The following is a 13,358-nucleotide window of genomic DNA, read 5'->3' on the forward strand; positions in this document are numbered from 1 at the left end:
ATCCCTTGTCTTTTTCATAGTTATTAATGTTGAAAGTTTAATCATTTTTATTTTGACGAAAGGGGAACAAAAATGGACAAGGATACTGCAAAAGTTGGAAAATGCCCGTTTACTCACGGGGGTGCTACTAGTCATAAAACCAGCGGGACGACGAATAGGGACTGGTGGCCAAACCAGTTACAATTGAATATTCTCCATCAGCATGATCGAAAATCCAATCCTATGGGAGAAGATTTTAATTATACGGAAGAGTTTAAGAAGCTGGACTATGACTCTCTAAAGCAGGACCTAAACGACCTCATGACAGACAGTCAGGACTGGTGGCCGGCTGACTATGGACATTATGGGCCATTATTCATCCGGATGGCCTGGCATTCCGCGGGTACTTATCGTATTGGTGATGGTCGTGGCGGCGGTGGAACTGGATCACAACGTTTCGCACCTCTAAACAGCTGGCCTGACAACGGCAACCTTGATAAAGCCCGTCGACTGTTATGGCCGATCAAGCAGAAGTATGGCAGCAAGATTTCCTGGGCTGACTTGATGTTGCTGGCAGGTAATGTGGCAATTGAATCCATGGGCGGCAAGACAGTGGGATTTGGCGCAGGGCGGCCGGATATTTGGCAACCGGAAGAAGACACTTATTGGGGTGTTGAATCGGAGTGGCTGGGAGATAAACGTTACACAGGTGATCGTGAGTTGGAGAATCCGCTTGCTGCCGTGCAAATGGGTCTTATTTATGTGAACCCGGAAGGCCCGAATGGTAAGCCGGATCCCGTTGCAGCCGCTCGGGACATACGCGAAACCTTTGCACGTATGGGAATGAACGATGAAGAAACGGTAGCACTCATTGCAGGCGGCCATACTTTTGGAAAAGCCCATGGTGCAGGAGACGCGGCCAATGTTGGTCCAGAACCAGAAGCTGCTTCTATCGAGGAGCTGGGCTTGGGCTGGAAAAACTCATACGGAAGCGGCAGGGGACGTGATACCATCACCAGCGGTCTTGAAGGAGCCTGGACGGCAAATCCAACACAGTGGGATAACGGATACTTTGATTTACTGTTCGGATATGATTGGTGGCTGACAAAGAGTCCAGCAGGTGCCTATCAATGGTTGGCTGTGGACCCTGCTGAGAAGGACCTTGCACCAGATGCGGAAGATTCATCTGTAAAAGTTCCAACCATGATGCTTACGACCGATATTGCCTTGCGCCATGATCCTGATTACGAAAAGGTCGCCCGTCGATTCCATCAGAATCCTGAAGAATTTGCTGATGCATTTGCAGGTGCGTGGTTTAAATTATTACATCGTGACATGGGCCCTAAATCAAGATATATAGGTCCTGAAGTCCCGGAAGAAGACTATATCTGGCAGGATCCTGTTCCAGCTGTTGATTATGAATTGACGGATGAAGAAGTAGAAAAGATAAAGGAATTGATCCTCGACTCTGGTCTGACAATCAGCGAGTTAGTTACAACGGCCTGGGCTTCAGCAAGTACCTTCCGTGGCTCGGACTTCCGTGGAGGAGCGAATGGTGCTCGTATCCGTCTTGCTCCACAAAAGGATTGGGAAGTGAATCAGCCGGAACAGCTTTCAAAGGTTCTAAATGCACTGGAAGACATTCAAAGTCATCTGGATAAGAAAGTTAGTCTTGCCGATTTGATTGTCCTGGGTGGAAGTGCTGCGATTGAGAAAGCCGCTCGAAACGCAGGCTTTGAAGTAACCGTTCCATTTGCTCCTGGGCGTGGGGATGCGACAGAAGAGCAAACAGATGCAGACGGATTTGCGGTGCTGGAGCCTTATGCCGATGGATTCCGCAACTATCAGAAAAAACAGTATGGTGTGAGTCCGGAAGAGCTGTTGCTGGACAAGGCACAGCTATTGAACCTTAGTGCGCCGGAAATGACGGCACTGATTGGCGGAATGCGTGTCCTCGGAACGAACCATGGCGGTACTCAACACGGCGTATTTACTGACCGAATAGGCACACTTACAAATGATTTCTTTGTAAACCTGCTGGATATGGGAGTCCAATGGAAGCCTGCAGATGGGGGGGTATATGAAGGGCGTGACCGTAAGACAGGTGGGGTTGTGCGTACAGCCACCAGAGTCGACCTGGTTTTCGGTTCAAACTCACAACTGCGCGCCATTGCAGAAGTTTATGCTCAGGACGATAATAAAGAGAAGTTTGTGCGCGACTTTATTGCCGCATGGGTCAAGGTCATGAATGCAGATCGTTTTGACCTGAATGAAAAGGCTCGTGAGACTTCGGAATTAGCACGCACACGATAAAAAATATTATAAATAGTTTATGAGATAGCAGACCATGAGAAAAATGGTCTGCTATTTTTTCTGCGCAGGGGGAGTTTCCGAAAAAGCGCCATCCCCTGCATTTTTCAATCGGTATAGTGGGGGGACCTTGATTGGATAAGTCTCTTCTATTAATAAAGTGAGTCTATTCTTTTTAAAAAGGGACCTATTCTTGGGAAGAATTATCTATTAACAGGTGGTGTGAGTTTGAGGTATGATGATTGAGTATTTAGATAGTTGAAATTTTATGTATATTCAAATCTTTATATTGTAATATAATATTTTAACCTCTATAATACATAGTATGCGAACATTTGTATTTATATGGAGGACATCGGTGGTTGATTAGACTTTTGTGTCTCCTGAAAACCAGCGCGAATTTTAAAACAAAATAACTTACTTGTGGGGGAAATGGCTATGAAAAATTTACTGAAGACGTGGAATCAAGTAAGCCTGGTGAAACAGATCATTGCGGGTATGTTAATTGGTATTATCCTTGCAATAACGATACCGGAATTAGCAAAGCCGGTTGCTATTTTAGGGTCTTTATTTGTAGGTGCACTGAAAGCAGTTGCCCCTGTATTAGTATTATTCCTGGTTATGTCGGCGATTGCCCAGCATAAACGCGGACAGAAAACAAACATGAAAACGATTATTTCTTTATATCTTCTAGGAACATTTGCGGCAGGACTTATTGCGGTTATTGCTAGTTTTATGTTCCCGGTAAGCTTGAAGCTTATAGCTGGCGCTGAGGGCATGACGCCTCCTGGAAGTGTAGTTGAGGTTCTTAAAACCGTATTGCTTAACATTGTTGATAATCCTGTTAATGCTATTATGAATGCTAATTATATCGGTATTTTAGCCTGGGCAGTCTTAGTCGGCCTTGCTCTAAAAAATGCGGCTGATTCAACAAAAACAGTTATTGGGAATTTATCCGATGCAATGTCCAAGATTGTTACATGGGTGATAAAATTCGCTCCACTTGGCATCATGGGCCTTGTATTTGATTCTATTACAACAAACGGACTTAGCTCTTTGCTAGGCTATGGAAAACTACTTGCCGTTCTGATTGGCTGCATGCTTGTTGTGGCCCTTGTCGTCAATCCGCTAATCGTGTTCACCATGATCAGGCAAAATCCATATCCGCTTGTCTTCAAATGTTTGAAAGAAAGCGGAATTACAGCGTTCTTTACTCGCAGTTCAGCTTCAAATATCCCTGTTAATATTAAAATTTGTGAGGAGTTAGGCTTGGACAAGGATTCATATTCTGTTTCCATTCCATTAGGCGCAACCATCAATATGGCTGGAGCCGCCGTGACGATTTCTGTTATGACACTGGCTGCCGTTCATACACTTGGCATTCAGGTTGACATTCCTACTGCTATTCTTCTAAGTGTTATGGCTGCCATCAGTGCTGCGGGTGCTTCAGGTGTTGCCGGCGGTTCACTGCTGCTGATTCCTCTCGCATCCAGCTTGTTCGGCATTCCAAATGATGTCGCCATGCAGGTAGTTGCTGTAGGTTTTATCATCGGTGTTTTACAGGATTCTTTTGAGACAGCCCTTAACTCATCGACAGACGTTCTGTTCACGGCTGCAGTGGAATTTAAGAAATGGCGTAAAGAAGGAAAAATCATCGAAATCAAAAAAGCAGCATAATTTTACCGGAATAACATGGACTGCCAGCCTGGTGAGTATTCTCATGCACGTGAAGCAGGAACCGAATAGGTTCCTGCTTCTTTGAGGTTCCGTTTATTTTTTTTAATTGTTCTAGTATTGATATTTCGCAGGTTATATGGTAACATTTCGTTAATTTAATAAATTAATCGAGAGATTTTCATTAACTTTGTTTACACTAATAAACTTTAGCATACTGGTTAAATATCTATTTGGCCGGATGAAAAAGCATTTTATTAAACATAATAAAGTTGATAATAAGTAAATCGATGTATTCCTTAAACTAGAACATTAGCTTAAGGAATAGATCGATTTTTTGTTTAAGGGGGATTATATGAAAAAGTCGAAAGGATCTGTTGAGTCTGATATAAGCAAGGCTATAACTCAGTGGGAAAAGGACTATCTTGGACGTGGCTCTGTTTCCGTTAAGACCGATATATTGCGGGATATGGTCATTGTGAATTTGCAAGGGGTCTTGACACCAGCTGAATATTCCGTTTGTGAAACAAAAGATGGAATGTTAACGGTAAAGAAAACGCGTTCGGAATTAGTGGAATCAGGCTTAGAAAACCTAAAAGAAATAATTTTTGCTAACAGCGAGGAAAAAGTAAAAAGTTTTCATAGTGATATAAGTTCACGTACAGGGGAACGAGTAATGGTATTTAAATTATATAACGACCTTGAGAAAAAATTTTCATGATAATAAGAGGGAGATCTTTAATAGCCTTGCGCCAGTTGAAGATAAACCGACAATTCAGTTCAATGGTTTAACCACATTGAACTCTGAAATTGTCGGTTTTTTTATTGGAAAAAATAAGAAGGAGGCAGATGAATGAACGAAATAATACTTCAAAATTTATTATCACCTGTTGTTTTGTTTTTTGTGTTAGGCATTCTTGCGGCGATCGTTAAATCAGATTTAAAGTTCCCCAATGGTTTAAGTGAAGGCTTAAGCATTTATTTATTAATTGCTATTGGAATAAAAGGAGGCATTGAACTTTCGCATTACTCTATAGAATCTGTACTGGCACCAATACTAGGAGCACTATTCTTAGGAATAATCATTCCTGTAGTTACGCTGGTTTTCATGAGAGTGATAAAAATGGATCTGAAAAACTCTATAGGATTAGCAGCCACTTATGGCTCAATCAGTATCGTTACCTATGGAGCTGCTATTACATTTCTGGATGAGAGCGGTACATCTTATGAAGGGTTTATGAATGCTTTGGTTGTCTTGATGGAGAGCCCGGCAATTTTAGTTTCTTTACTGTTATTAAAAATAGTAGAGAGCAAAAAAGACCTTTCGGTTTATTCCACCCGGAATTTAGGCTTTATCCCTGCATACTCAAACTTAATAGATAAAGAAGTACTAAGGGAAAGTATTTTTGGGAAAAGTATTTTGCTTCTTGTTGGCAGCCTGTTAATAGGCTGGGCGCTGGGTGAAAGTGCAGTCCCAATGGTTAAACCTTTATTTATAGACTTATACAGCAGTGTTTTGATTCTTTTCCTTTTAAATATGGGATTGATTGCAGGGAAACGCTTGCCAGAGGTTAAAAAGCACGGGTTGAAATTACTGGCATTTGGTTTGTTTACTCCACTTTTATTTGGCAGTTTAGGTGTGCTGGTAGGGGACTTTGTTGGCTTATCTTTAGGAGGAGTTACATTAATGGGAGTATTGGCTGGAAGTGCTTCATACATTGCGGCACCCGCAGCACTTAAAACTTCAGTGCCAGAAGCAAATCCATCTATATACCTAGGCTTATCTTTAGGGGTCACTTTTCCATTCAACTTAATAATTGGAATACCCGCCTATTATGAAATAGCAAAATGGATACAGTAAAGGAGAGATTATAATGTCAACAATTACAAGCTCAGCCACGAAAAAAACAATGATCATTACAGGTGTCAATCAGGCGATTTATCCTTTGTTTCCAGAGATCACAAATAAAAAGAATAAGGATATGATGATTCTCAACAGTTTTGGGGCAGTTATTACTCAACCCTATGGCTGCTTGATTCGAAATATTATTCTAGCGTTATATAATGAAAATGTGGAAGAAATCTATATAGTCGGTGAAATGGAAAGTAAAGAAATCATACTAAATAAAGAGGAAATACTTAGTAAAATAAAAGAAAATGGAGCTTCAGAGGAGATAATCAAGACAATTAACTACATTGATGTAGTGGAGCGTGATGTAATCAGTTGGTTAGCAGGACCACAAAATATTGAGGATGTTTTGAAGAAGAATAAGGAATTAATAAAAGGCCATCCACTAATTCCAAAATCAATGCCTGTTCATGCTTATATTGCCAATTCAGAGACAGGGGAATATTATCAGGTTTAAAAAGCTGTAAATCAAGGCTGTTTTCGTAAAGATTGTTGTTAAAATCCTAAAGCCGATTTTAACGTAATAGAACGCCATTTTGTAGTTCGGTATTAAGTTTGCATGCTCTTTTCTCATAACAAGAGGCAACTTTGGGAAGAAAAATAGTTCATTCACTCCTATTTTGTAATCAATAGCAACAAAGTTTGAGAAAAGAGCCTAAATCAAAAAGGTAACTCCCTTTCATGATACTTCCTTTTAAGTTAAACGTGAGGATCTCAAATATTAAGATTATTTGCATACGTTTCGGGTATTTATACTGTAAATAGACTTATAGAGGAGAGTGTATCATGAAGCCTTATCTTAAATTTGCAGGAATGGTTATAACCTCGACAATTGTCATGTTCATGTTCAAATACTGGAGCACCTATAAAGTGGACCATGTATTTTTTAGCGAAACAAGGGCTTATATGGCCTTATTGATGGGTGCGACAATGGCAATCATCATGCTGATTTTTATGACGCATATGCTAAAAAACCGCAAAGTGAATATAGGAATTGCTGCGGGCAGTATAGTTGTATTTTTCCTGTCCCTATTCTTATTACGCAGCCAAACCCTTGTCGATGATACAGATTATATGGAAGCCATGATTCCTCACCATTCCATTGCGATTTTGACCAGTGAACGTGCCGAAATATCTGACCCGCGAGTGAGAAAGCTTGCCGATGAAATCATTAAGGCCCAAGAAAAAGAAATTGCAGAAATGAAAGTATTAATAGAAGACCTTGATGATGAACAATAAGTTTCGCTAAAACAGGCTGCCTATTCGGCAGCTTGTTTTATAGGGTTGGAGCCTTCTTGGCTTCGGTCACCTTATAAAAGAAGCGCAATGAAGCCCCATCCTGTTATGCCAAAGCCAGCGACCAGGACCAGTGTCAGGCCGATCAGCTGTTTGTTTTCTTTCTTTTGCTGATACAAATATTCCTTGTAATCAATCTCCCCGCGGGCGAATTGAAGTCCGAGTTCATCTGGCTCGATTCGGTATTGATTCCCTTCCTTATCTGCCAATACGATCTTGGAAATCACTCCTGGGTTGTTGGCTGGGAGGGGTTCGCCTTGTTCAAAGGCAAAACTGCCTTCGCCGATAAATTCGATATACAGCGGGCGATACTTTGTGTATTGCCGGATTTGTTCCGCAAAATGGTACGCCTGCTGCTCGATGTTATGATGGGAAACACACATTTTTTTCACCTCACTACAATTATATTTAAAAAGGGCAAAAAAGGAACACCAAGTGTGATTGCTTCACCTTCTATACAGGAATTGCAGTTATAATGTTCACGGAAGCATAGGACGTACCCCTTACTTACATAATGCACTATTTTACACATAGGATTTATTTGACAGCAGCAGCGATGAAATAGAAGCAGAGAGAACGTCCCTATTCATATCAGAAAGTAGGTCATTAGCGTGAAAACGGAAAAAATCCCTTCAGTACAGGGCAAGATCTTCTCTATATCGGTGACGGCAGCGACAACAGTGTGAAGACTTTAAACCCAGTAACAGGGCATTTCCTCGGGGCTTTTGTCGTACCAGAAAGCGGCGGCTTACTATTGAGGATACAGAAGCACAGGGACGTACCATACCCTGTGCTTTTTCTGTTTGCTGTAAAGAAGGGCCCTTCCATTTGCATTGTTGCATTTGTTCACTTTTTATTCATGTTCTTAGAGCGGAAATGACAATATGATATAAGTAGGGAATCGATTTAAAGGTGGGTTAATAGATGAAGAAAGAAATCCGCTTGAATTTAATCTCGCATCTGGTTTCGCAGCATGAAATCAAAACACAGGAGGAGCTTTGTAACATTCTCCAGCAAAACGGAATGTCCGTTACTCAAGCAACTGTGTCGAGGGATATCAGGGAATTGAAACTAGTTAAAGTTCCAGCGAAAAATGGTCATCAAAAATATGATTATTCAACATCACATGAGCAGTCCGTCAAAAAAAAACTCCAGAATAGATTGAAAGATGCTCTAATCAAGATGGAGCCTATCCATTATTTTGTTTTAATTAAAACTCTGCCAGGTCATGCTCATTCCTTTGGAAGTTTGCTGGATGCCCTCGAGTTTAAGGGGAAGGTAGGAACGATTTGCGGAAATGATACTTGTCTCGTGATTTGTTCATCACCTGATGGTGCGGAAGCCTTCCATAAGTTACTTGAATCCTATCTCGATGAATAGTCAAAACACAGGAATGGGAGTGGTCAGAATGTCCAATGCAAGAGTTATCAATATCCATCCGTTATCGGAATTACAGGAATTTGATATTTTCTCATCGATCTCAATTAAGACACTCCAGAAATACCTCCCATATTTTTATTATCGGACCTATAAAAAAAATCAATGTTTGTTCATGGAAGGGGATCCTAGAGATAAAATTTTTTTTCTGCTTGAAGGATATGTCGCTTTTGAAAGAGGCAGCGAAGAGGGGAAAATGCTCTATTTGGATATCGTCAAAAGTAAGCAAATGTTCCCGTATGGTGGGATTTTTGAAGAAAAGACATATCATGAGACTGCTACCGCATTGACGGATATCAAAGTTTTTTTTATCCAGACAACGGTCATGGAAGAATTATTAAAGAAAAACCCGAAACAATTATTGAACATTATCGCTAAATTGACGAAAATACTGAATCTCCATAAAGATCGGGTGGAAAAAATCCTCATTCCAAATGCACAGGAAAGAGTGCTCCATACGCTTCAATTCCTGATGGATGATCTAGGGGAAAAGAAAGGTGAGGAAGTTGTCATACCTTGTCCTCTCACGGCTTTCTGCATTTCCAAGATTTCAGGTACGACAAGAGAAACAGTCAGCCTCATCATGAACCAGCTGAAAAGGGAAGGAATTATATCTATAAAGTCTAAAGTGATCACAATCCATGAGACTGAATATTTAAGGAATATTTAATAATCTGTGCGTTGCTGACTCTTCAAGAGTCAGCTTTTTTTTATGAAGTTGTTAGAAAAGACTTTTACCTCAAGAATTTTCTCAATTTTAGAACTTTACAAGTGAACTTTTTATGACATCCACTGTTTATTCAAGATATCAGACAAATATCGGTTGAAATTATACAGTTCATACATAAATATTCACTTTCTTTAATGAGGAAAACAAAAAAATGTGAAGGATTTAACAAATGGTTTGTAATCACTCTAACAAAAGAAAGCGCTAACATTTATTAAAATATAGGTATAGCAAGGTTATTAATCAAAAGGAGGAAAGAAGAAGATGAAGCTGATCGCAGACAATACCTGTCAAGAAAAGTCTCTAAATAAGGGAAAGCCCCCCATCAATGTGACATCTGAAATAGGCAGGTTAAGAACAGTAATGCTTAAACGTCCTGGAAAAGAAGTAGAGAATCTTGTTCCAGAGTACCTTCACAGACTCTTATTCGATGATATACCTTATTTGCCAATAATACAAAAGGAACATGATTTTTTTGCAGAAACATTGAGAAGCAGAGGAATTGAAGTTCTGTATTTGGAGCAATTATTTGTAGAAGCCTTAACAAGTGAGGAAATTAAAATTCAATTTATTGATGAAATGCTGCGTGAATGCCATGCCCATGTAAATGGGGCCTCTATCGTATTGAAGGAATATTTACTTTCATTTTCGACAGAGCAAATGGTTGACAAAATTATGAGCGGAGTCCTCAAAAAAGAAATTGACTCTGAAAAAAAGACACATCTTTATGAATTTATGGATGATCACTATCCATTCTATTTGGACCCCATGCCTAACCTATATTTCACAAGAGACCCTGCAGCCAGCATCGGGAATGGGCTGACGATCAATAAGATGAGAGAGCCCGCAAGGCAACGTGAGTCATTGTTCATGGAATACATCATAAAATATCATCCTCGATTTGCTGGAAAAGATGTGCCTGTTTGGTTAGATCGTGATTATCCATTTTCAATTGAGGGTGGGGATGAGCTCGTTCTAAGCAAGGAAGTGATTGCGATTGGGGTTTCCGAGCGTACCTCTGCAAAAGCAATCGAGAAATTGGCGCTGAATCTTTTCAAGAAACAAGCATCTTTCAAAAAAGTGATGGCAGTTGAGATTCCAAAATGTCGGGCATTCATGCATCTTGACACTGTTTTTACAATGGTCGATTATGATAAATTCACGATTCATCCAGAAATACTAGGTCCGCAAGGAAACTTAAATATTTATATCCTTGAAAAAGGGGTGGATGAAGGTACTCCGAAAATTTCATTCCGCACAGATCTGCAGGAAGCGTTAAAGGAAGTATTGGGGCTTGATGACATTATCCTGATTCCATGTGGAGGGGGAGATGAGATTGCAGCATCCCGTGAGCAGTGGAATGATGGGTCTAATACACTTGCCATTGCACCAGGTGTTGTGGTTACGTACGACAGAAACTATATTTCAAATGAATTGCTGCGCAAGAACGGCATCGAAGTTCTTGAAATTCCAAGTTCAGAGCTTTCAAGGGGCCGTGGGGGTCCACGTTGTATGAGCATGCCAATCTTCCGTGAAGATATTTAACTACAATCAATATAAGGGGAGAGATCGATATGGTAACAGTAGTTTCTAATTTTCAAGGTAAAAGTTTCTTGGCTGAAAAGGATTTTTCAAAGGAAGAGTTTGTTTATTTGATCGACCTGGCTTTGAAATTGAAAGAAGAAAAACAGAACGGGATTCCTCACCGTCATCTTGAAGGCAAGAATATTGCACTGCTATTCGAAAAGCCATCAACCCGGACTCGCTGTGCTTTTACAGTGGCATGTACAGACTTAGGTGCACACCCTGAATATTTAGGAAAAGATGATATTCAATTAGGAAAAAAAGAATCGATTGAAGATACCGCAAAGGTCTTGGGGCGTATGTTTGATGGAATTGAATTCCGCGGATTCGAACATCGTAAAGTCGAGATGCTGGCAGAGCACTCAGGTGTCCCTGTCTGGAATGGATTGACTGATTTATGGCATCCGACTCAAACACTTGCTGATTTCCTCACTGTGAAAGAAAACTTTGGACGACTTGCAGGAATTAAATTTGTTTATGTCGGTGATGGCCGAAACAATGTTGCCAATAGTCTTCTTATTGGTGGAGCACTTGTCGGCATGGATGTAAGGATCTGTGCTCCTGAGTCTTTGTTCCCGGCTTCTGAGATTGTCGAATTAGCGAATGAGTTGGCGAAGGATTCCGGAGGCCGTGTCACAATTACAAGCGATGTAGCGGAAGGAGTCAGAGAAGCAGATGTTATTTACACAGACGTCTGGGTGTCAATGGGAGAGGAAGACAAGTTTGCTGAAAGAATCGAGCTGTTGTCTCCATATCAGGTTAACATGGAAATGATGAAAATGACAGGAAATGAAAAAGCCATCTTCCTGCACTGTCTTCCTGCCTTCCATGATCTTGAAACAAGCTACGGAAAAGACATCTACAACAATCATGGACTCGCTGAAATGGAAGTGACAGATGAAGTATTCAGAAGCGAACACTCAAAAGTTTTTGATCAGGCTGAAAACAGGATGCATACAATAAAAGCTGTGATGGCAGCTACGCTTGGGAACATAAGCTGAGGAGAAGGGACATATCGTCCCTTCTTTACTCCAGTATTCGAACCTAACAATATGGTTATTTGAATGGGGGATTTTCGTGGAAGAGCTGACTGAACTCATTCCTGAACTGAGGAAACTGGAAAGTCAATTTCATAATGCGCTGATGAATTCAGTAAGGATTCCAAGTGTAATCCAGGAAAATGAAGGGCAATATCCGTTTGGAGCCCAGATTGATTTAGCTTTGAAAAATATCCTTGAACTATGTGAGCATCTAGGTTTTAAAACTTATTATGACCCAAAAGGATATTATGGCTACGCAGAAATTGGGGAAGGCGAAGAGATGATCGGTGTGCTTGGACATCTTGACGTCGTTCCAGCTGGTAAGCTTGATGAATGGAGAACTCCTCCTTTTGAACCCGTTATCCAGGATGAGAAGATATATGGAAGAGGAACCCAGGATGATAAAGGTCCGACGATTGCTTCCATTTTTGCCGTAAAGGCATTGATGAACCTGGGAATTCCATTTCATAAGCGTGTCCGATTAATCTTCGGGACAGATGAGGAAACGCTTTGGAGATGTATGAATCGTTATTGTGAGCTCGAAGAAATCCCGAGCATGGGATTCACTCCGGACTCCACCTTCCCGCTTGTCTATGCTGAAAAGGGACTTCTTCAGCTTCATTTGGAAGGAAAAAACGACACTAGCCTAAGACTGACAGCAGGTAATGCTTTTAATGCGGTGCCGGACCATGCAAGCTATCGAGGAGAGAACCGAGCAGAACTGAAAGCAGCCCTTAAGGAATTGGACTTTGCATATGAAGCAGACTCCGAAACCGTAACGGTCAACGGAAAATCGGTCCATGCTCAGGTAACGGAAAAAGGAATCAATGCGATCAATCGGCTATTGATTGCATTGAAGAGTATTGGCTATACGTCAAAAACCATTGAATTCGTCAGTGAGGTAGTGAATGAAGATCCATTTGGAAAAAGGATTTTTGGAGAATGCGAAGATGAAGAGTCAGGCAAGCTGAAATTTAATGTCGGAAAGATTGAGATGAATGAAGAGATAGAGAGACTTTCAATCGATATTCGAATTCCAGTTAAGTCTGATAAAGAAGAGATTGTACACCTATTGTCTGAGAAGGCAAGGGAATATGGTCTGGAGTACAAAGAGTTTGATTATTTGAGATCAATCTATATTCCAAAAGACCATTTTTTAATCGAAACACTGATGAATGAGTATCAGGAGGTTACGAAAGATACCGTTTCACAGCCTATTTCATCAGGAGGAGCAACCTATGCCAGGGCAATGAATAACACCGTTGCGTTCGGGGCTGTATTCCCTCATCAGTCGAAAACTGAACATCAGCCGAATGAATATATCGAACTGGAGGCCATTTTTACAGCAATGATCATATATGCAAAAGCGATTTACAGGTTAACTCGCTAGATATGTATTTCA

The 13,358-nt window shown here is 40.8% G+C and carries 12 protein-coding genes; 11 read left to right on the plus strand and 1 reads right to left on the minus strand.

Annotated elements, in window-relative coordinates; genetic code table 11:
• Window positions 1–72 precede the first annotated feature (72 nt).
• The 6 genes from katG (at window position 73) to DYI25_RS17795 (ending at window position 7,111) form a co-directional block, all read left to right on the plus strand.
• Entirely contained in the window at window positions 73–2,292 is a 2,220-nt protein-coding gene (gene katG / locus DYI25_RS17770; protein ID WP_213371446.1) for a catalase/peroxidase HPI, read from the plus strand.
• A 435-nt stretch (window positions 2,293–2,727) separates the two neighbouring features.
• On the plus strand, window positions 2,728–3,966 hold the full coding sequence (gene sstT / locus DYI25_RS17775) for a serine/threonine transporter SstT (protein WP_213371448.1): 1,239 nt from the start codon (window positions 2,728–2,730) through the stop codon (window positions 3,964–3,966).
• A 352-nt stretch (window positions 3,967–4,318) separates the two neighbouring features.
• A complete protein-coding gene (locus DYI25_RS17780) occupies window positions 4,319–4,684 on the plus strand; it encodes a DUF2294 domain-containing protein (protein WP_213371450.1) in 366 nt (121 codons plus the stop codon).
• 132 nt (window positions 4,685–4,816) lie between these two features.
• Window positions 4,817–5,824: a sodium-dependent bicarbonate transport family permease gene (locus DYI25_RS17785; RefSeq protein WP_213371452.1), complete on the plus strand. Its 1,008-nt coding sequence runs from the start codon at window positions 4,817–4,819 to the stop codon at window positions 5,822–5,824.
• 13 nt (window positions 5,825–5,837) lie between these two features.
• Window positions 5,838–6,329 carry a hypothetical protein gene (locus tag DYI25_RS17790; RefSeq protein WP_213371454.1) on the plus strand — a complete coding sequence of 164 codons (492 nt, stop codon included), beginning with the start codon at window positions 5,838–5,840 and terminating at the stop codon, window positions 6,327–6,329.
• 329 nt (window positions 6,330–6,658) lie between these two features.
• Complete coding sequence (locus DYI25_RS17795) at window positions 6,659–7,111, plus strand: DUF305 domain-containing protein (RefSeq protein WP_213371456.1); 453 nt, start codon at window positions 6,659–6,661, stop codon at window positions 7,109–7,111.
• Window positions 7,112–7,182: 71 nt separating this feature from the next.
• On the opposite strand, the gene DYI25_RS17800 is transcribed toward DYI25_RS17795, so the two are convergent.
• A complete protein-coding gene (locus tag DYI25_RS17800; protein WP_213371458.1) occupies window positions 7,183–7,551 on the minus strand; it encodes a hypothetical protein in 369 nt (122 codons plus the stop codon).
• 541 nt (window positions 7,552–8,092) lie between these two features.
• Here DYI25_RS17800 and argR point away from each other — a divergent pair.
• The 5 genes from argR (at window position 8,093) to DYI25_RS17825 (ending at window position 13,346) form a co-directional block, all read left to right on the plus strand.
• Window positions 8,093–8,548, plus strand: a complete 456-nt coding sequence (gene argR, locus DYI25_RS17805) for an arginine repressor (RefSeq protein WP_213371460.1) — start codon at window positions 8,093–8,095, stop codon at window positions 8,546–8,548.
• Between the two features lie 28 nt (window positions 8,549–8,576).
• On the plus strand, window positions 8,577–9,275 hold the full coding sequence (locus DYI25_RS17810) for a Crp/Fnr family transcriptional regulator (RefSeq protein WP_213371462.1): 699 nt from the start codon (window positions 8,577–8,579) through the stop codon (window positions 9,273–9,275).
• Between the two features lie 321 nt (window positions 9,276–9,596).
• The gene (gene arcA / locus DYI25_RS17815) at window positions 9,597–10,877 is read left to right on the plus strand and encodes an arginine deiminase (protein ID WP_213371464.1); all 1,281 of its coding nucleotides are present in this window, start codon (window positions 9,597–9,599) and stop codon (window positions 10,875–10,877) included.
• A 29-nt stretch (window positions 10,878–10,906) separates the two neighbouring features.
• Entirely contained in the window at window positions 10,907–11,917 is a 1,011-nt protein-coding gene (argF, locus tag DYI25_RS17820) for an ornithine carbamoyltransferase (protein WP_213371466.1), read from the plus strand.
• 76 nt (window positions 11,918–11,993) lie between these two features.
• Complete coding sequence (locus tag DYI25_RS17825; protein ID WP_213371468.1) at window positions 11,994–13,346, plus strand: M20 family metallopeptidase; 1,353 nt, start codon at window positions 11,994–11,996, stop codon at window positions 13,344–13,346.
• The last annotated feature ends 12 nt before the right edge of the window (window positions 13,347–13,358 follow it).

The sequence above is a fragment of the Mesobacillus boroniphilus genome (assembly GCF_018424685.1).
Classification (GTDB): domain Bacteria; phylum Bacillota; class Bacilli; order Bacillales; family Cytobacillaceae; genus Mesobacillus; species Mesobacillus boroniphilus_A.

What these genes read in the sequence shown, in the direction of transcription:
- argF (WP_213371466.1), top strand. Translation starts at nt 10,907, where the DNA reads ATGGTAACAGTAGTTTCTAATTTTCAAGGTAAAAGTTTCTTGGCTGAA.
- sstT (WP_213371448.1), top strand. Translation starts at nt 2,728, where the DNA reads ATGAAAAATTTACTGAAGACGTGGAATCAAGTAAGCCTGGTGAAACAG.
- DYI25_RS17790 (WP_213371454.1), top strand. Translation starts at nt 5,838, where the DNA reads ATGTCAACAATTACAAGCTCAGCCACGAAAAAAACAATGATCATTACA.
- katG (WP_213371446.1), top strand. Translation starts at nt 73, where the DNA reads ATGGACAAGGATACTGCAAAAGTTGGAAAATGCCCGTTTACTCACGGG.
- DYI25_RS17795 (WP_213371456.1), top strand. Translation starts at nt 6,659, where the DNA reads ATGAAGCCTTATCTTAAATTTGCAGGAATGGTTATAACCTCGACAATT.
- DYI25_RS17780 (WP_213371450.1), top strand. Translation starts at nt 4,319, where the DNA reads ATGAAAAAGTCGAAAGGATCTGTTGAGTCTGATATAAGCAAGGCTATA.
- argR (WP_213371460.1), top strand. Translation starts at nt 8,093, where the DNA reads ATGAAGAAAGAAATCCGCTTGAATTTAATCTCGCATCTGGTTTCGCAG.
- DYI25_RS17800 (WP_213371458.1), bottom strand. Translation starts at nt 7,551, where the DNA reads ATGTGTGTTTCCCATCATAACATCGAGCAGCAGGCGTACCATTTTGCG.
- arcA (WP_213371464.1), top strand. Translation starts at nt 9,597, where the DNA reads ATGAAGCTGATCGCAGACAATACCTGTCAAGAAAAGTCTCTAAATAAG.
- DYI25_RS17810 (WP_213371462.1), top strand. Translation starts at nt 8,577, where the DNA reads ATGTCCAATGCAAGAGTTATCAATATCCATCCGTTATCGGAATTACAG.
- DYI25_RS17785 (WP_213371452.1), top strand. Translation starts at nt 4,817, where the DNA reads ATGAACGAAATAATACTTCAAAATTTATTATCACCTGTTGTTTTGTTT.